This is a genomic window from Metabacillus indicus LMG 22858 (genome assembly GCF_000708755.2).
GTDB lineage: Bacteria > Bacillota > Bacilli > Bacillales > Bacillaceae > Bacillus_P > Bacillus_P indicus.
In genome coordinates this window covers 192,607-208,856 of the sequence record NZ_JGVU02000005.1, presented here as the reverse complement: position 1 = coordinate 208,856, position 16,250 = coordinate 192,607, and the positions used below count along the sequence as shown (strand labels likewise).

Sequence of the window (16,250 nt, the reverse complement as noted above, 5' to 3'; positions counted from 1 at the left end):
TCACATTCCTCACTTTCATTCGATAGTATATCGTATCACATCTTCACACTGAAGGTTTTGTACCACTCTGGCTCGCACTGGTCAAAATCTGAATGGTCTGCTGCAATCATGTTGAGCCTTGAGAGCATCTCATCCATCAGATGCGGCGTTTCTCTTTTCGTCCAGACAACGGCTGAAAAGATGCTCATTGCTGCATAGACACTGTACAGCGCCCAAAAATCATGCGGAATGCCGTCTTTAAAGTAACCGTCAATCTGTCCTGCCGAAAAGGGAACACTTACTTCCCTGCTGAACAGGGCCACTTTATAGAAATCATGATATGGATCACCAAAATCATGGCGGTTAAAGTCAATGCAGCCCGCATATTTCCTGTCTTTCACAATCAGATTTGCGGGATGAAAATCATCGTGCTGAAAAGTGCGCGGACGGCCTTTGAGCAAGTGAAGATGTTGATCAATAAATTGACCGGCACGGTCACCATACTCAAGCTGGATGTCGAGCCCAACATATGCGTCCGCATATCGCTGATGCTTGGCAGAAGCGGCCTCATACCATGTGTGAGGCGACGGCGGCGCCGGGATTGCATGCAGAGCATGCAGCTCAAGGCCGGCCTTAAAGCCAATCTCGTACTGCTCGCTGACAGTAAGCCCGGGAAGTACGTCCAAAGCTTCTTCACCCTCAATATAACGGACGATCATATAGCAGATATTCAAAGATTCAATGATCCCGAAATCAACAGGGCCTGATGACTGAACACCGCGTTTTTCAGCTTCTTTTAGCATTTCATATTCTTTAAGCTTAGAAGCCTGCTGATTCAAATCTGCCGTGCGAATGACATATTTCTTCCCGTCTTCGTCCACTGCAAGATACTTATTATCATATGAGAACCCTTTTTCTATTTGATTTATGGTTTTGAAGCTGTCAAAATAGCTTTCTAAATCTCGTTCCATACCCATCCCCCTGTCCTGAAAAAAACAAGATTTCTCTCATATGTTACCATATTCAGAGACAGGAGGCTGTTTAGCACGAACACTGAAAGTGAGGTTCAGTCATGCACGCTGAAGTACAGAATTACTTTTCAAAAGCAAATATTAACCACCTGGCAGATATGGTTCTGCTGCGCAAGAAGATACTTGCTGCCCTTCCGTTTGCGGAGGAGGGCTTTCAATACGGATTTCCGGTCTATTCGCTTTCGGGCGAACCTGCTGCAGGCTTTGCAAGCCGGGAAAAAGGTCTGATGTTTTATTTAATGGATCCCGGAATCGTTGCCCCATACCATGAAGACCTTGCAACGAGAATTACAGGAAAAACCTGCATCATCCTGAAAGAAAACTCTGATACGCCTAAAAGCATTATCCTCGACTGCATTGACCGCATGCTCGCGGACGTAAGAAGCAAACACCTTTCCTAGCTGCGGCACCGCAGTTTTTTTCCCGTTTTCAGACAACATAGTGCCATAATGTTCCGCTTCTGCGGTATAGCTTAAACAACCCGGATTTAGTATGATGGTAGAATGAAACGTTTAGAAAGCAGCGGAGGGTTAAAAAGAACATGAGTTTACTTACAATTGATAAATTAGGCCATACGTTTGGCGACCGTACTTTATTTAAAGATGTATCCTTCAGGCTTCTGCCGGGTGAGCATGTAGGCCTTGTCGGAGCGAACGGCGTGGGGAAATCGACGCTGATGAACATCCTGACAAAAGAATTGATCCATGACACAGGAAAAGTCGAGTGGACACCCGGTGTTCACTACGGATACCTTGATCAGCATACTGTCCTTTCAAAAGGGAAGACGATCAGAGACGTTTTACGGGACGCATTCCTGCCCCTGTATAAAAAGGAAGAAGAGTTAAACGAAGTCATCGCGAAGATGGGAGATGCCTCTCCTGAAGAGCTTGAAGATCTTCTTGAAAAGATGGGGGAAATTCAGGATCACCTGGACGCAGGAGGCTTTTACTCGCTTGATATGAAGGTTGAGGAAGCGGCACGCGGGCTCGGCCTCGATGCCATCGGACTCGACCGCGACGTATCAGCCCTGAGCGGCGGGCAGCGGACGAAGGTTCTCCTTGCAAAGCTGCTGCTTGAACAGCCTGAAGTGCTTCTTCTGGATGAGCCGACGAACTACCTTGATGTTGAGCATATTAACTGGCTCAGCAATTACTTGAGAGAATATCCTCATGCATTCCTTTTGATTTCGCATGATACGGAATTCATGAACGGGATTGTTGATGTCATTTTCCATCTTGAGTTCTCAAAGCTGACGCGCTACACAGCAACTTATGAAAAATTCCTGGAGCTTGCGGAAATCAACAAGAACCAGCACATTAACGCGTATGAGAAACAGAAGGATTTCATTAAAAAACAGGAGGATTTCATCGCTAAAAACAAGGCACGCTATTCCACAACCGGACGTGCAAAAAGCCGCCAAAAGCAGCTTGACCGCATGGAGCGGATTGACCGCCCTGAGACAGCGATGAAACCGACATTTGAATTTAAAGAATCCCGCGGAAGCAGCCGTTATGTCTTTGAAGGAAAAGACGTCGAAATCGGCTATACGCAGCCACTGCTTCCAAAACTTACGATGACGATCGAACGCGGGGAAAAAATCGCAATCGTCGGCTGCAACGGGGTCGGAAAATCCACCCTGCTTAAAACAATTTTAGGAAAAATCAAGCCTCTTGGCGGGTCGATCCAGCTTGGAGACTTCCTTTATCCTTCTTACTTTGAGCAGGAAGTAAAAGCGGAAAACATTACGCCGATTGACGACGTGTGGAGTGCTTTCCCTGGCCTTGACCAGCATCAGGTTCGGGCGATGCTCGCACGTGTCGGCCTGAAAAATGAACACATTTCCCGTCCGCTTAATCAGCTGAGCGGAGGCGAACAAGCAAAGGTGCGCCTGTGCAAACTGCTTCAGAACGAATCAAACTGGCTGCTGTTTGACGAGCCTACGAACCACTTGGACGTAACAGCGAAAGAAGAGCTGAAACGAGCCATTAAAGCATACAAAGGGACCGTTGTCCTTGTCTGCCATGAACCTGACTTTTATGAAGACTGGGTCACAAAGGTCTGGAATGTAGAAGAATGGGCGGAGCAGTCTCAGTCATAAGAACAAAAGCGGAAGCGCCAAGACCCGCTCCGATAGGCAGATAAGAATCCGGCAGAAAAGTCCGGTTTTGACTTTTTTGCCGGATTTGTTCTGACAGAGGATCTAGGCGCTGGAGCTGGACGAGGATAAATTTGTTATATTATTCAAGCCTATTACTTTTATCATTTACTTAGCAGCAAAAAATCCGGCACATCGGTGTGCCGGATTTTTTGTTATTAATGACTTTCAACGTTACACCTTCACAGACTCCTGCACAGCTGCCTTCGGGTGGACATCAAGGCTTCCTGTATACTCAACCGTTCCGATTTCACAGTTTTCACCAATTGAAATATCCTTTCCCCTGACAAGCTTGGCTTTTGTATTCTGAAGGCGGATTGTATCTCCTTCAATAACCTCTGTTTGAAGATAAGGGTCTGAATTCAGAAAACGAAACAGGCGGCGGAACAGGCTAAATGATTTTTCGACACTCACAGTGATCGTTTCACCGCCAATTTCTTTCACTTTTGAATAGTGATCCATGCAAATCTCGATCTGATCCGCACTGAGCAGTCCGCCGATATGAATCACTCCGCTTGAACGGAAGCTCTCTGCTTCACAGTCTTTTGATGCACTCAGCAGTCCCGTTACTTCCACACGCTCTGCTTGAATCTTTCCCATCACTTTTGCAGACCCGTTCACTTTAAATTCCCCGGCCGTCAATTCTTTCAGCATTTTTGCAGATCCGTTCACCGTAAATTCTTCTGCAGAAACCGTTTCTTCAAACTTTGTGCTGCCGTTGACTTTGAGCAGTTTTGTTTCGATCTTCCCCTTTAACGTTGAAGATCCGGAGATTTTAATCTGCTCTGCAAGAACAGATCCTTCCACTTTACCGGAACCGTCAATTTTCAGGCTTTCACATTCAACGTCCCCATGGATCTTTCCGCTTCCGCTGATGGATACATCCTCATACTGTCCGCCGCCTGCAGAACCGGATCCATTTATTTTTAAATCATGCCGTTTCGTTGCCTGTTCCATTTTTCCCATCCCCTTATTATTAAATGGTCGAAAGCCGTTTTTTCAACTGATTAACCTTGTCTTCCAAATTGATCCTCACAAGTATTTCCGCTTCCGCAATGACCTCAGAAGGCGGGCTGATGATCACCCATATGGTGACCCCGTTCTTTTGAAATCCAACCAGTTCACTTGTTTTATGCTCAGCTTCCCTGTACCTGCCCGCCAAAAATCCAAGCATTTCTCTGCACTGATCATCATTGAGCTTTACCCGGAGGTCTTCTGCGAGCGAAAGAAAAAGAATGGAGTGGAAATCATAGCTTTCACCCCTGAAAAGATCACCAAATGCGTTCAATGTCTGGGGCTTCAGAAACTTCACGAGCAGATCTTCCTTCATCGTCACTTCCGCAGGCTTCGGTGAAAAAAACGCCGACAATTCGTCAAGGGAATATTCATCTTTCATTCCTTTTATCGCTTCCACACGTTCAAGAATCTTCTCTTTCGGGAAAAATGTCTCCTGGCCGGTGTAGCTTGATTTCTTTATAAACCATTCTTCAGGAATGATGTTTTTCCTCTTCCATCTGTAAAGCTGGCCATAAGAAATTCCGGTTTCATCAAGCAGTTCTTTTTTTGAAATAACCTCTTGTTCCAAGTCAATCCTCCTTTCGTAAAACATTGTTACGTTGTCTAGTTTGAATGTAACATAACATTGTTACGCTGTAAATATATTTTTGGTTTTTTTTGTAAGGATTTTGTTTTCTTGTGGCCAATGTTGTTCCAAATCGTAACCGGCCATTTCAAAAAAAAATAACGGAATCCGTATCTGGATTCCGTTAAATCATAGCTGTCCTAAGAGCCTGCTCAGACAAACTTATCAAATCATTGTCTTTTTGGTCGATTCCGTAGAGCAAAAGCAGGGATAGTGTATAGATTCCTTTAAACCTCGCAAGTTCTGCAGTTGCGGAGCTCACGTTACCGTATATCTCAAAAAACACCTTTCTTGCATAGGGAGTGAAAAATCCGTAAACCGCCGAGAGATCAACTGCCGGATGCCCGATATGAAGATCTCCCCAATCAATCACTCCTGTAAGGGAACCTTCTTCGTCTACGAGAACATTGCGTATGTGCAGGTCCCCGTGCACCAGGCAATTGGAGCTGTCCTGTTTCAATGGCTTCCGTTTTTCCACATATGTTTTCAGCTGCTTTACAATTGGACTTTCCGGAAGGAGATCACTCAGCTTAGCTGCCGTCTCCCTCAACATTGAGATGCGCTTGTTCATATCAAGTCTTCCAAATGTGTCCGGCTCAGCACCGGATTTTTCGGCTGTCTCAACAGGGATGCCGTGCAATGCTTTTAAGAAATACGCGAGCTTTTGCGCATTCTGGTTTTGCTGTTCCCCATTCCATTTAACCGGTGTTTTTCCAGGCACATGCCTGTAGCCAAGGTATGGCCATTTATAGCCGCATCCGGGGCTTCCGCTGAATAAGGGAACTGGAACAGCCATTCCAAGATCGGGAAGAAGAGGGAGCACGCCCTCCTCTGTCTTCAGCAGGTCAACCGCTGTTTCTCTCCGCGGAAACCGGAAAACGTACTGGCCGTTCACTTTGAACACCGTATTGTCAAATCCATACCCCAGCAGCTCGGCATGAACCGGATGCAGCTCGGGAAAATCCTTTGATATGAGCTTTTCTGCCTGATCGGCTGTAACAGTCTGGTCCGGTGACCATGGATTGGCCATCGTTATCTCCTCGTTTTAAAACGGCGCGGCTGTTCTCTTTTTTCTTTTTCAGGACGATACACCTGATCTTTGTTTTTCGGCTGTGAGGTGTATTCAGAGGAAGGAATGTCAATCACTTGCCTTGGCAGCTTCATGCCAATGCCCTTTTCAACCGTATTCAGGTCGTCCATATCTTTTGGAGCGGCGAATGTAATCGCCATGCCGTCTTCTCCGGCACGTCCTGTTCTGCCGATGCGGTGGATATAGGTTTCTGCATCCTGGGGCATATCATAGTTGTAGACGTGAGTGATTCCTTCTACGTCAATTCCGCGTGCGGCAACATCTGTTGCGACCAGATATTGAATTTTAGCTTCTCTGAAAAGCTTCATGACTTTTTCTCTTTTCGCCTGAGAAAGATCTCCGTGAAGCTCTTCTGCTTCATATTTCCGGGCTTTCATCGCATCAATCAGTCTGTCGGCCCTTATCTTTGTCCGGCAGAAAATAATGGCAAGGAAGGGCTGCTGCTCGTCAAGAAAGCGGAACAGGGCTGCCTGTTTGGCTCTGTCATTCGTTTCAATCACAAGCTGATTGATTTTTTCGACCGTAACCTTCTTTTCCTGCACCGTGATTTCTTTCGGGTTCGACATGTATTGTCTGGAAAGTTCTTTCACTTTTGGCGTGATCGTGGCTGAGAAAAGCATCGTCTGGCGGGACTGGAAGGTTTGGGATACGATGTCTTCGATATCTTTATGGAAGCCTGCGAGCAGCATTTGATCCGCTTCATCAATGACAAGCATGGAAACGCCGGACAGATCGATGGTCTCTCTGCGGATGTGGTCGAGAATTCTGCCAGGCGTTGCAACTGCAATATGAATGCCGCGGCCAAGCTTTTTTATCTGCCTCTCAACATCCTGTCCTCCGTAAACGGCGAGGATTCCGAATCCTCCAAGTCTGTCTGTCAGCTTCTTAATTTCCGCCGTTATTTGAATGGCAAGCTCTCTTGTCGGGGCAAGAATGAGTGCCTGCAGTTCATTCCGCTCCACCTCTATTTTTTCAAGAATTGGAAGGACGAATGCAAGGGTTTTTCCCGTTCCTGTTTGTGCTTTTGCAATAAGATCCAATCCTTCGAGTGCAGCAGGAATTGTCTTCTCCTGTATAGGTGTAGGTGCTGAAATTCCCTGGCGTTTAAGGGCGGCAGCTGTTTTTTCTGAGATTCCTAATTCTGAAAACGTCATTCTAATTTAGTTTCCTCTCTATTCTCCGTCTTTTCTTAGATTCTTATTGTACACTTCCGGACTGGTAAATAAAACAGCAGCTATTTCCCAGAAAATATCAGGATCTTTTCACAGCTTTCATTTTCAGCCCGTTCTTTACACGCAATGAAACAAGCGGTTCAGGCTGAAGCTCTTCGTCCGGAGAAGTGAGCTTAAGCTTGTATTTCCTTAAAACAGTGGCAGAGATTAAGACAGCCTCCATCATGGCGAACTGGCTGCCGATGCACCCCCTTGATCCTCCTCCAAATGGAAAAAAGCCGTACAGGGGAATTTCTTCTCCGCTGTCTTTTGAAAATCTGCCTGGATTAAATGTTTCAGGGTCCCTGAATAACGCCGGATTCCGGTGCATTACATACGGACTGATGAGAAAGATTGATCCTTTTTGAAAATGGTTTCCTGCAATTTCAACATCCGTTTTTGCTTCACGCAGGATAATCCAAGCCGCAGGATAGAGCCTGAGCGTTTCCTGCACGACCTGCTGCGTGTAGGGAAGGGCCTTCATTGATTCAAAAGTCAGCTGTCCCGCATCCTTTATTTCTGCCAGCATCTTTTCTTCCACTTGCGGATGCTTGGCCAGGACAGCAAAAATCCACGTCAGCACGTTTGCGGTCGTTTCATGGCCGGCTATTAAGATCGTGACAATTTGGTCTCTCAGCTCTGTTCTTGTCAGCGGCTCTCCCTTTTCATCCGCTGCCTGAAAGAGGAGGCTCAGCAAATGGCCGCTGCCCTGATTTTTCGCGCCCTTTTCAATAAGCAGGTCCGCGAGTTCATCAAGGGTTTTTACACCGCGTTTATATTTTCGGTTTTGCGCAGTGGGAAGAAAATCGGGCGGGGAAAAAGGTGTAAGAAGAGATTGGGCCGTTTTCTCAATGATATCGCTTACCGCTGATGCCACAGGATTTGTCTCGTTACTGAGCCTTTCTCCAAACATGGTCTGAACGATAATCCGAAGAGTCAGATTCATCATGTCCTCATGAATGGATCTTGTTTCACCATCCCTGTAAGAAGAAAGCAGTTCTTCCGTCATGGAAACGGCTGTATCTGCATATTCAGCGACTTTCCGTTTATGAAAAGACGGCTGCATGAGCTTTCGCTGACGCTTGTGCACTTCTCCTTCACTCGTCAAAACACCGTTTCCAAGCGTTTTTCCCAGCGTTTTTGAAGAAGAGCCTTTTACAAAAGCCTCCTCTTTTAACGTCAGGATCTGTTTGACAGCTTCTCTTGAATGAATGATATAGGATGTATTTTTTGACTTGGGGTTAATGGCGACAATTTCTCCGAGAGTATGTGTCCTGTATAAAAATTCAAGGGGATCTTTGCGAAATTTGAGGTAGTTCTGCAGCTGGGTTCCAGGTATTTTAGCAATCATCGGAAAATCCTCCTAATTGATTGATTATATGACCAGTATACAGCAGAACGCTGCATGCACGAGAGAAAGAAGCGTCCCCAAGAGAGAGTTCTATTGTTCTCTGTGAAAAGGTAGTATAATATGAATGAATGATTAAAAAGGAGGATGTCCCATGTCCGAGAAAAAAATGACCCTTCAAGAGGCGATCAAACAAAAGCTTGAAAGCAAGAAGCAGGCACAGGCAAACGGCCAGGCTGGCGCTAAAGGTTCAAACCAGACCAAGAGCATGAAAAGCCAGGTGTCAAAGAAAACAAATAATCAGCGCAGAAGAATGGGCGTCTGATGAACGGCCAGAACAGGGAACACGTTAAGCCCGGCATGTCCGTTCAAATTGTCTTAAAGCAGGACCAGCGAAGCGGCAAGCTTACGCCTGGTATCGTAAAAGACATTTTGACAAATTCCCCCTTTCACCCTCACGGCATTAAGGTAAGACTTCAGGATGGACAAGTTGGAAGAGTCAAGTCAATTGATGCTCAATAATTTCCATTGCTGCAGCGGCATGTTTTCATTGAACTTTCATCATCCCTCACTCATAAACAGCACTCCTCAATGAAATAAATGCTCTTTCTCATGCTAAAAAAGCTAACCTCTGAAGGTTAGCTTTTTTATTTGTTCATTTTTTCCAAAAACCCGCCAATCAGATCGTCTGCCGTTTCCTCTTTCTCTTCTTTCTCAGAGGAGGCTGCTGTTTCCTGAAGGGCTTTTTCCCAGTCAAAATCATCGAGGCCCTGATTTGCATCAAAGTCTTCTTCATGTTCTGGATCTGAGTCCAGACGAGCACTCGGTACTTCCTGCAAATAGAGCGCCTCGTCAATATCCAGCGATTTGCTCGTAAAGGAGGCAAGCAGGGAAGCGGCTCTTACCGGATCTGCAAGGATCTGATAAACAATGCTTCCAAGCAGCGCTTCAGAATGTTCATGCTTTATCCAGTCTCTTTGAGCTTTGCTGAGCTTTTGCGGAATGGGGATGGTGATGCTTTCTTTGTCTTTGACAAAAGAATCACTGACGCCCTGTGTGACGAATTCCGCAATCTTGCTTGAGAAATTCCTTTTTTCTGTCTCTTTCAGCTTCTGCAGCTGTTTGATAATATGCTCAGGGGTATCTGAGGGGATACGGAATGTGATTGCCTGTCCCCTCTGAATACCTGATGAACCGCCCTTATTCATATGACCACCCTATTTATTTGGCAGTAGCTGCTTTTTTATCTTCACTGCTTTTATCTTTGTTTTCCTTGCGGTAAAAATCAAAAATCAGCTTGTAATAAGCATTTGCCATCATCCAGATGCTTTCATTTTCATCTTCAAAGAAGTCGATATTGTAGCCGTCAAGATTGTTGTTCAGCGTTTTAAGGTAATCTTTCAGCACAACAGCTCCTCCGCCGACAAAGTAGCAGATCTCAGTCTGAGAGTTCTTTTGCCATACATTGCGCAAGTGACGGTACTGCTTTTTGGCAAGGTCAAGAAGGATGCGGTCTGTGATGTCATGGACGCTTGTGCGGCTTCCTCTTACATAAATGTGGTTGCGGTCCTGTTTTTTCGTAATAATCTCGACTACATCACGGCGGCTGTCTAGCTCTACACCGTGCTTAGTGCGGATTTCCTCACGGATCGCTTCAAGAGATTCAACAACACCAAGATTAAAGCCCTGTGCTTTGTCGTCATCCACGTTGCGGTTTTTAATAACAGCGATATCTGTTGATAATCCGCCGATATCCTGAATGATGATGCGCTTGTCGATCAGGTCTTTATTAATGATGTTTAGATCTTTATCCATCACCAGGTTAATGTAGGCAGCAAATCCTTCAGGATAAACTTTCACTTCATCAAACTTGATGTTGACTTTTAAGCCCTGATATTTAGGTGTGATTAAAAATTCAACCTGATGCACATTTCCAAGAAGCTTTGAACGGTAGCCCACATCTTTTCCTTCTTTTGCTTCTCTAAGCGGAAGGCCGGTTCCCAGCGTGTAGTTGGCATCAATCACTTTATTGTTTCTGCGGAACACTTTTTCATTTTCAGGTTTCACGGCATCAAGAGCAATAGAAGCAAAGAGCATAACAAGAGTCTGGTCTTCTTCTGATTTGCTGCTTCCTGGATCAAGCTCAGAAGCATTGTCGCTTTTTGTCGCAAGAGAACCCACGCGGTAAATCGCATTGTTATCTTTCAGGGCAGGGGAGTGCACTCTAATATGAATGCCGTCCAGCGGGTCTTTGCTGTCCAGTTCTTCAATTCCAATAACAGGGCGGTCTTCAATATCCCTTGCGATCACGTTTGGTATGTATAGTTGAGATTCGTATTTTCCAAAGATTGCTTTTACGGCATCATTGCCGACATCAATTGCTGCAATTCTAGATTTCGTCATATCAGTCATTCCTTTCCTTTCATGAATTAGTATAAAAATCCAATCACTTAAAGAGTATTAAAGTTTACTAGATTCGTCAATAGAAGAAGGGCGATTACAAAAATGTATACATGTAAACAAATCTGTCTACAAACGTATACAAATTCGTATACAACCACCACAATTTGTAAACATCCCTATACATCAACATGCGTACGCATTTGTACACTTGTAAACATTATTTGTATACAATAGATTACATTTTGTTTACAAGTAAACGAATAGTGTATACATGTAAACACTAAAGAATGGGTGCTGAAAAACTGTTCAAATAAACGGGTGCGCACACAGTCGGATTTCAGCGAAACATGCTGCCAAAAAAACAGGATTTTACCAGGTTGCTGTCGAAATAAACAGATTCAAGAAGAAAAAGGAGAGCGAATATGCCGTCAACATTTCCATTGATTGAAACGGACCGGCTCAGACTGAGAAGCATCGATCAATCTGACGCTGAACAAATCTATCAAACCTTTTCAAAAGAGGAAGTAACAAGGTATTACGGGATGAATGTCTTTAAAACAAAAGAGGAAGCAGAGGCCCTGATACACAGCTTCAAGCTTGGCTACCAGTCAAACAGGCTCATACGCTGGGGAATTGAGTTAAAAGACTCCGGCACATTGATAGGCACATGCGGGTATCATTCCCTGTCCCCAAAATACAAGCGCGCTGAAATAGGCTACGAGATCTCACGTGATTACTGGAGAATGGGCTACAGCATAGAGGCTATAAAGGCTATTTTGTCCTTTGGCTTTGAAAAAATGGGACTGATTCGCGTTGGGGCTGTAGTCATGATTGAAAATACCCCTTCCAGAAGCGTTCTTCAAAAGCTTGGGTTTAAAGAGGAAGGAAGACTGAGAGATTATATTATCCAGGACGATAAACCCTATGACGTGATCATGCATTCCATCCTGAAAGAAGAATGGCAAAAAAGCGGATTCCAATAAGAATACCGCTTTTTCACAATGGCTTTATTTCTGACTGGGGCGGCTGTTCAAACCACCCGCGCCGAATCATCAGCTGTGTGCCATCTTCCGTAAAGAGCATAATATCTTTCATGATCAGCAGATAATGGGCCCCTACATCCCTTCTCATCGACAAAGATAAACTCCTTCCAATCAGTGATATGGCAGCGCCTGTTGATGCTGTAATCATGAACATAATCAGCTTTTCAGAAAACGGACATACCTCTGAATCCGTCACCTCAAGCGATACTGGAATCGTTCCCAAATGGCCTTCTTTCTTCAGCAGAAGATTAAAGACATCCACCTGTTTTTCAGCGAACTTCTTCGCCCTTATTAAGTAGTTTTTAATTTCTTTGTCTTTCATGCATTGAAGGAAGCCCTTAAGCAGCAGAATACCGATATAATTGCGCTCGATAATAAAAAACGCTTCGCCAAGTTCATACGAATTAAGCGGTCTTCTTTCACCAAACCAGCCGGTCAAATAGGAGTTGTTTTCAACATAATGCACGCTGTCTGGATAGGTCATTTTCGGAGGGCGGTCATAAATCCCCTTAGAAAGCATTAAATCGACGGACATTTTATACAAACCTGTTACCTTCTGCTGCACTTGTATAAAAAACGCAAGCAGATCAGTTCTGGCAACATTCGTAATGAGTGTTGAGACGCTGACAAGAGTAAGCTGGCTTGTACGGTACACATAACTCAGCGCGTACAGATCTGTATATAAGGGAGGGGCAGACAAATCCACGTCTGCATCTGAAAAACCGTCTGGAACAGGATAGTTTTCACCCTCTAAAAAGCGTTTTACCGTTTCCAGATTAGATGCTGAAAGCTGCATCGCTTCTTTAACTAATGGGGCAATCTCCTCGTCCTCCATATGGACCATAAAATGCTTTAAAAAGCATAAAGATGCACTTTCCTGCATATACGTGGTCCACAAAGCGGAGATTTCAGGAGCTGTTAAGTTAATGTTGTGATGAGCCATGTGCAGTAATCTCCCTGTACCGGATTTTCTATTACTATTTCGTAAGAGCATTTATTTTATGCGAAAATAAAACCGGTCTAAAAAGACCGGCTCACCGTTTTTCTATAAACACCACTTTTAAATAATTGCCTTCTTTGTACTCTTTGATCGTCTTAAAATCATCAGGAAGAGAATATTCCTCAAGTACCCTGTAAGACTCGCCCCTCTCCTTAAAGGCAGCATCAATAAAGCCCTTAAACTTTTTCATAGAAAATGTACTGCAGTTTGTCGAAGCAACGATGACACCCTTATCTGAGGTCAGTTCGACAGCATCCTTCAGCAAGTCTTTATAGTCCTTAGCCGCACTGAAGGTAACCTTTTTTGACCTTGCAAAGCTTGGCGGGTCAAGAACCACCATATCGAACTTCAGCTTTTTCTTCACGGCATACTTGAAATAGTGAAACACATCTTCCACGATGATGTCCTGTGCTTCATAGTCGATGCCATTGATGCTGAACTGCTCGATTGTTTTGCTCATGCTGCGGTTCGCCAGGTCTACGCTTGTTGTTTTAACAGCTCCTCCAAGTGCTGCATAAACAGAAAAAGCACCCGTATAAGAAAAGAGGTTCAGCATTGTTCTTCCTTGTGCATACTTGTCTCTGATGGCTTTTCTGACCTCTCTCTGATCCAAAAAGACACCCACCATGGCTCCGTCGTTCAAATACACGGCAAACTTAACGCCATTTTCCTTCACAATCAGAGGAAACTCAGGCTGTTCCCCTTCCACATAGCTGTCTTCATCCACCACTTGGCCCTTTGTATCAAATCTTTTTTTCTGATAGATGCCTGCAGGTTCAGCGTACTTTTTCAGGGCATCCAGGATGGCTGTCCGGAACTGATAGATGCCTTTGCTGTACCATGTCAGCAAATAATAGCCGTTAAAGACATCAATCGTTAATCCGCCTATACCGTCACCCTCACCGTTAAACACGCGAAAAGCTGTTGTATCCGTGCTTTCGAACAGCTGCTTTCTGTAAGAGAGGGCGGTTTTTAGTTTTTCATCAAAAAAGGCCTGATCAATGGGTTCACCTTCTTTATGAGTCAGGATCCAGCCGGCTCCTTTATTCTGCCTGCCATAATAGCCCAAGCCAATAAATTGACGCTGCTCATCAAGGAGCCTGATCAATTCCCCTTCTTCTTTCAGAGCGGAGGGATTTACAAGAGCATCTTTAGGGATAAGCGGGCTGCCGCTTTTCATTTCATTTGCGTATTTTCGTTTGATCAAAATGGTTTTTTCCATGTCATGTTCCGTCCAATCTTTTGTGAATTCTTTTACCCATACTACATGAAACTCAGGTCACTTGCCAGAATGCCCAAAGAAGGCCCCTGAAAAGAATTTTTAAACAAAATGTTTCTTTTTGAAAAAGCCGGGGAATAACAACGAATAGAAACAGCAATACACAAAACCACACTGAAAGGATGAATGAAAATGGGCATTATTTTATACTTAATCGTCGGCGGTTTAATCGGCTGGCTGGCAGGAATTATTTTAGGGAAAAACGTTCCGGGAGGCATTATCGGAAACATCATTGCTGGTATTATCGGAGCATGGATCGGCGGAGAGCTTCTTGGTTCATTCGGCCCTTCATTAGCAGGAATTGCAATTATTCCGGCATTGCTTGGAGCAATCATCTTCGTATTCTTGTTAAGCCTTGTTCTTCGCTCAATGCGCAAAACAGCATAATAAGAGAACTGGCATCCGCTGACTGCGGGTGCTTTTTCTATGGAAAAAAGCATAAATAAAAGGCCCTGCTGTGCAGGGCCTCACATGTATTAATAAGTTGTGCGTCTTCCTTTGCGCTTGTTCAGCATCTTTTTCACAATCGGATAGACGATAGGTGCATATTTAATTGCTTTTCTAATTAAATTCTTCAAATCGATCTCCTCCTCTTTCTGTTTAGTTTCCCACTTTGGCTTTTTAATAAACGCTTCAGCCCTCAAAGTAGAGGTGGTAGTGATTTCTGCAGCCCGGGTTAAAGTCCGATTTGCAGGAAGGGCATTCATACCCGCTCTCCATGTATTCCTTAATGGTGAGTTCGGACCGGCAGTTTCCGCAGAAGATCGCTTTCGCATCGAATTCTTCTTTGTTCCACACCTCATGAGCATGACCTGACAGCTCCCTGTGACACTCAAAGCAGGCATAATAGGTCCCGCAGCATTTAAATTTTATCGCAATGATATCTTTTTCAGTTGAGTAGTGGCTGCATCTTGTGTTGCGGTCAAGACCAACACCCTTAATCTTCATGTATGCTTCACGCTCCTCAGAATGGCTTGCAGGGGGTTTTAGTTGATTACGCGGGTCTTTTTACTTGCCAAGGAAAAATGACTCAAGAGGGTACCCTGCAGCGCTCTATGGAATAAGCACAATTTTTCCTGTGCTTTTTCTGCTTTCAAGGAGACGGTGAGCATCAGCACCTTTGTTTAATGGGAAGATGGAGGGATCTTCCATAGCAAGTGATCCGGAGGTAATCCATTGAAACAGTTTGTTCGACCGTTTTAGACGTTCATCCCGAGAAGTAAGGACGTTCCAGAGGTCTCCTCCGGTCAGCGTTTTTGAGGTATCCATCAGCATTCTCGGGTCGATGTGAACAGGATCTCCTCCTGCCATGCCGTAGAAAACTACTGTGCCTCCTGTTCTCACTGCCTTAAAGCTGTCCATAATGGTGGACCCGACTGATTCATAAACAACGTCAGCACCTCTCCCATTTGTTGCGTCCAAAATTTCCTGTACCCAATGATCACTGTATAAAAAGGCATCTCGGGCTCCCATTCTTTTAGCAACCGCTGCTTTTTCAGGGGTCGAAACAAGCGCTATTGCCTTTCCGCCGAGTATACGAATCATTTGGGTAAGAAGCTGGCCTACACCTCCTGCAGCTGCATGTACGACGCAAACATCTCCTTCTTGAATGGCATAGCTGTCTGAGGTCAAATAGTGAGCTGTCAGTCCCTGCAGCAAAACACTTGCTGCTGTTTCAAAAGAAATATCTTCCGGCAGCGGAATGACTTTATCTGAAGGAGCGGCAGTCAGTTCTGCGTTTGAATAAGGAACATCGGCAAAGCCGACACGGTCACCTTTTCTTATATGGGTAATGTTAGAGCCGGCTTCCTCTACAATTCCTGCTCCTTCATAGCCAAGAATAAAAGGCGGGGAGCCTTCTAAGTGGTAATTTCCTTTTCTGCGGTAAACATCTGCAAAATTTAAGCCGACAGCCTTCATTCGTATGAGTACTTCGTCAGGGCCAATGACCGGTGCCTCAACATCTGCCATCTTGAGAACCTCTGGTCCGCCGAATTGATTGAATACTAATGCCTTCATAGGGTCAATCCTCTCTGTTCAACTGTTTTCTACAGTGTACCAAATTCTGA

18 protein-coding genes are annotated in these 16,250 nt (G+C 44.7%); 6 read left to right on the top strand and 12 right to left on the bottom strand.

Going from position 1 to position 16,250, the window contains the following annotated elements; all coding sequences use genetic code 11:
* Positions 1–35: 35 nt before the first annotated feature.
* Positions 36–950, bottom strand: coding sequence for an aminoglycoside phosphotransferase family protein (locus AZ46_RS13895; protein ID WP_051827355.1), 915 nt, complete (start codon positions 948–950; stop codon positions 36–38).
* Positions 951–1,051: 101 nt separating this feature from the next.
* Between AZ46_RS13895 and AZ46_RS13890 the strand changes: the two genes are divergently transcribed.
* Complete coding sequence (locus AZ46_RS13890; protein WP_029283161.1) at positions 1,052–1,411, top strand: DUF1801 domain-containing protein; 360 nt, start codon at positions 1,052–1,054, stop codon at positions 1,409–1,411.
* A 140-nt stretch (positions 1,412–1,551) separates the two neighbouring features.
* Positions 1,552–3,108 (top strand): ABC-F family ATP-binding cassette domain-containing protein, encoded by a 1,557-nt coding sequence (locus tag AZ46_RS13885; protein ID WP_029283159.1) that lies wholly within the window; start codon positions 1,552–1,554, stop codon positions 3,106–3,108.
* Between the two features lie 231 nt (positions 3,109–3,339).
* Here the strand turns inward: AZ46_RS13885 and AZ46_RS13880 are convergent, their stop codons facing one another.
* The 5 genes from AZ46_RS13880 to AZ46_RS13860 form a co-directional block, all read right to left on the bottom strand.
* Complete coding sequence (locus AZ46_RS13880; protein WP_029283156.1) at positions 3,340–4,122, bottom strand: polymer-forming cytoskeletal protein; 783 nt, start codon at positions 4,120–4,122, stop codon at positions 3,340–3,342.
* 19 nt (positions 4,123–4,141) lie between these two features.
* Complete coding sequence (locus AZ46_RS13875; RefSeq protein ID WP_029283154.1) at positions 4,142–4,750, bottom strand: DUF4004 family protein; 609 nt, start codon at positions 4,748–4,750, stop codon at positions 4,142–4,144.
* A 181-nt stretch (positions 4,751–4,931) separates the two neighbouring features.
* Positions 4,932–5,837 carry a phosphotransferase gene (locus AZ46_RS21585; protein WP_029283153.1) on the bottom strand — a complete coding sequence of 302 codons (906 nt, stop codon included), beginning with the start codon at positions 5,835–5,837 and terminating at the stop codon, positions 4,932–4,934.
* Between the two features lie 2 nt (positions 5,838–5,839).
* On the bottom strand, positions 5,840–7,051 hold the full coding sequence (locus tag AZ46_RS13865) for a DEAD/DEAH box helicase (protein WP_081870196.1): 1,212 nt from the start codon (positions 7,049–7,051) through the stop codon (positions 5,840–5,842).
* A gap of 97 nt (positions 7,052–7,148) precedes the next feature.
* The gene (locus tag AZ46_RS13860) at positions 7,149–8,459 is read right to left on the bottom strand and encodes a cytochrome P450 (RefSeq protein WP_029283149.1); all 1,311 of its coding nucleotides are present in this window, start codon (positions 8,457–8,459) and stop codon (positions 7,149–7,151) included.
* A 151-nt stretch (positions 8,460–8,610) separates the two neighbouring features.
* Here AZ46_RS13860 and AZ46_RS22210 point away from each other — a divergent pair, with 151 nt between their 5' ends.
* Together AZ46_RS22210 and AZ46_RS13855 are read left to right on the top strand one after the other, a co-directional pair.
* Positions 8,611–8,781 (top strand): hypothetical protein, encoded by a 171-nt coding sequence (locus tag AZ46_RS22210; protein ID WP_168713773.1) that lies wholly within the window; start codon positions 8,611–8,613, stop codon positions 8,779–8,781.
* Entirely contained in the window at positions 8,781–8,978 is a 198-nt protein-coding gene (locus AZ46_RS13855) for a YwbE family protein (protein WP_029283146.1), read from the top strand. Before AZ46_RS22210 ends, AZ46_RS13855 begins: the two co-directional genes overlap by 1 nt.
* A 125-nt stretch (positions 8,979–9,103) precedes the next feature.
* Here AZ46_RS13855 and AZ46_RS13850 read toward each other — a convergent pair whose 3' ends face one another.
* Both AZ46_RS13850 and AZ46_RS13845 read right to left on the bottom strand, forming a co-directional pair.
* A complete protein-coding gene (locus AZ46_RS13850; RefSeq protein WP_029283144.1) occupies positions 9,104–9,664 on the bottom strand; it encodes a hypothetical protein in 561 nt (186 codons plus the stop codon).
* Positions 9,665–9,677: 13 nt separating this feature from the next.
* Positions 9,678–10,859: a ParM/StbA family protein gene (locus AZ46_RS13845; RefSeq protein ID WP_029283142.1), complete on the bottom strand. Its 1,182-nt coding sequence runs from the start codon at positions 10,857–10,859 to the stop codon at positions 9,678–9,680.
* A 422-nt stretch (positions 10,860–11,281) separates the two neighbouring features.
* Here AZ46_RS13845 and AZ46_RS13840 point away from each other — a divergent pair, with 422 nt between their 5' ends.
* Positions 11,282–11,842, top strand: a complete 561-nt coding sequence (locus AZ46_RS13840; RefSeq protein WP_029283140.1) for a GNAT family N-acetyltransferase — start codon at positions 11,282–11,284, stop codon at positions 11,840–11,842.
* A gap of 13 nt (positions 11,843–11,855) precedes the next feature.
* On the opposite strand, the gene AZ46_RS13835 is transcribed toward AZ46_RS13840, so the two are convergent.
* Both AZ46_RS13835 and AZ46_RS13830 read right to left on the bottom strand, forming a co-directional pair.
* Positions 11,856–12,845, bottom strand: coding sequence for a DUF3231 family protein (locus AZ46_RS13835; protein WP_029283138.1), 990 nt, complete (start codon positions 12,843–12,845; stop codon positions 11,856–11,858).
* Positions 12,846–12,936: 91 nt separating this feature from the next.
* Positions 12,937–14,124, bottom strand: coding sequence for a class I SAM-dependent rRNA methyltransferase (locus AZ46_RS13830; RefSeq protein WP_029283136.1), 1,188 nt, complete (start codon positions 14,122–14,124; stop codon positions 12,937–12,939).
* A gap of 189 nt (positions 14,125–14,313) precedes the next feature.
* Between AZ46_RS13830 and AZ46_RS13825 the strand changes: the two genes are divergently transcribed.
* Positions 14,314–14,568 (top strand): GlsB/YeaQ/YmgE family stress response membrane protein, encoded by a 255-nt coding sequence (locus AZ46_RS13825; RefSeq protein ID WP_029283135.1) that lies wholly within the window; start codon positions 14,314–14,316, stop codon positions 14,566–14,568.
* Positions 14,569–14,814: 246 nt separating this feature from the next.
* On the opposite strand, the gene AZ46_RS13820 is transcribed toward AZ46_RS13825, so the two are convergent.
* On the bottom strand, positions 14,815–15,129 hold the full coding sequence (locus AZ46_RS13820) for a CHY zinc finger protein (RefSeq protein ID WP_029283133.1): 315 nt from the start codon (positions 15,127–15,129) through the stop codon (positions 14,815–14,817).
* A gap of 105 nt (positions 15,130–15,234) precedes the next feature.
* A complete protein-coding gene (locus AZ46_RS13815; RefSeq protein WP_029283131.1) occupies positions 15,235–16,200 on the bottom strand; it encodes a quinone oxidoreductase family protein in 966 nt (321 codons plus the stop codon).
* Positions 16,201–16,250: the final 50 nt, after the last annotated feature.

Coding starts and splice junctions, on each gene's coding strand:
- AZ46_RS13820 (WP_029283133.1), bottom strand. CDS start 15,129: ATGAAGATTAAGGGTGTTGGTCTTGACCGCAACACAAGATGCAGCCAC.
- AZ46_RS13880 (WP_029283156.1), bottom strand. CDS start 4,122: ATGGAACAGGCAACGAAACGGCATGATTTAAAAATAAATGGATCCGGT.
- AZ46_RS13845 (WP_029283142.1), bottom strand. CDS start 10,859: ATGACGAAATCTAGAATTGCAGCAATTGATGTCGGCAATGATGCCGTA.
- AZ46_RS13885 (WP_029283159.1), top strand. CDS start 1,552: ATGAGTTTACTTACAATTGATAAATTAGGCCATACGTTTGGCGACCGT.
- AZ46_RS13850 (WP_029283144.1), bottom strand. CDS start 9,664: ATGAATAAGGGCGGTTCATCAGGTATTCAGAGGGGACAGGCAATCACA.
- AZ46_RS22210 (WP_168713773.1), top strand. CDS start 8,611: ATGTCCGAGAAAAAAATGACCCTTCAAGAGGCGATCAAACAAAAGCTT.
- AZ46_RS13860 (WP_029283149.1), bottom strand. CDS start 8,459: ATGATTGCTAAAATACCTGGAACCCAGCTGCAGAACTACCTCAAATTT.
- AZ46_RS13895 (WP_051827355.1), bottom strand. CDS start 950: ATGGAACGAGATTTAGAAAGCTATTTTGACAGCTTCAAAACCATAAAT.
- AZ46_RS13890 (WP_029283161.1), top strand. CDS start 1,052: ATGCACGCTGAAGTACAGAATTACTTTTCAAAAGCAAATATTAACCAC.
- AZ46_RS13835 (WP_029283138.1), bottom strand. CDS start 12,845: ATGGCTCATCACAACATTAACTTAACAGCTCCTGAAATCTCCGCTTTG.
- AZ46_RS13825 (WP_029283135.1), top strand. CDS start 14,314: ATGGGCATTATTTTATACTTAATCGTCGGCGGTTTAATCGGCTGGCTG.
- AZ46_RS13855 (WP_029283146.1), top strand. CDS start 8,781: ATGAACGGCCAGAACAGGGAACACGTTAAGCCCGGCATGTCCGTTCAA.
- AZ46_RS13815 (WP_029283131.1), bottom strand. CDS start 16,200: ATGAAGGCATTAGTATTCAATCAATTCGGCGGACCAGAGGTTCTCAAG.
- AZ46_RS13830 (WP_029283136.1), bottom strand. CDS start 14,124: ATGGAAAAAACCATTTTGATCAAACGAAAATACGCAAATGAAATGAAA.
- AZ46_RS13865 (WP_081870196.1), bottom strand. CDS start 7,051: ATGACGTTTTCAGAATTAGGAATCTCAGAAAAAACAGCTGCCGCCCTT.
- AZ46_RS21585 (WP_029283153.1), bottom strand. CDS start 5,837: ATGGCCAATCCATGGTCACCGGACCAGACTGTTACAGCCGATCAGGCA.
- AZ46_RS13840 (WP_029283140.1), top strand. CDS start 11,282: ATGCCGTCAACATTTCCATTGATTGAAACGGACCGGCTCAGACTGAGA.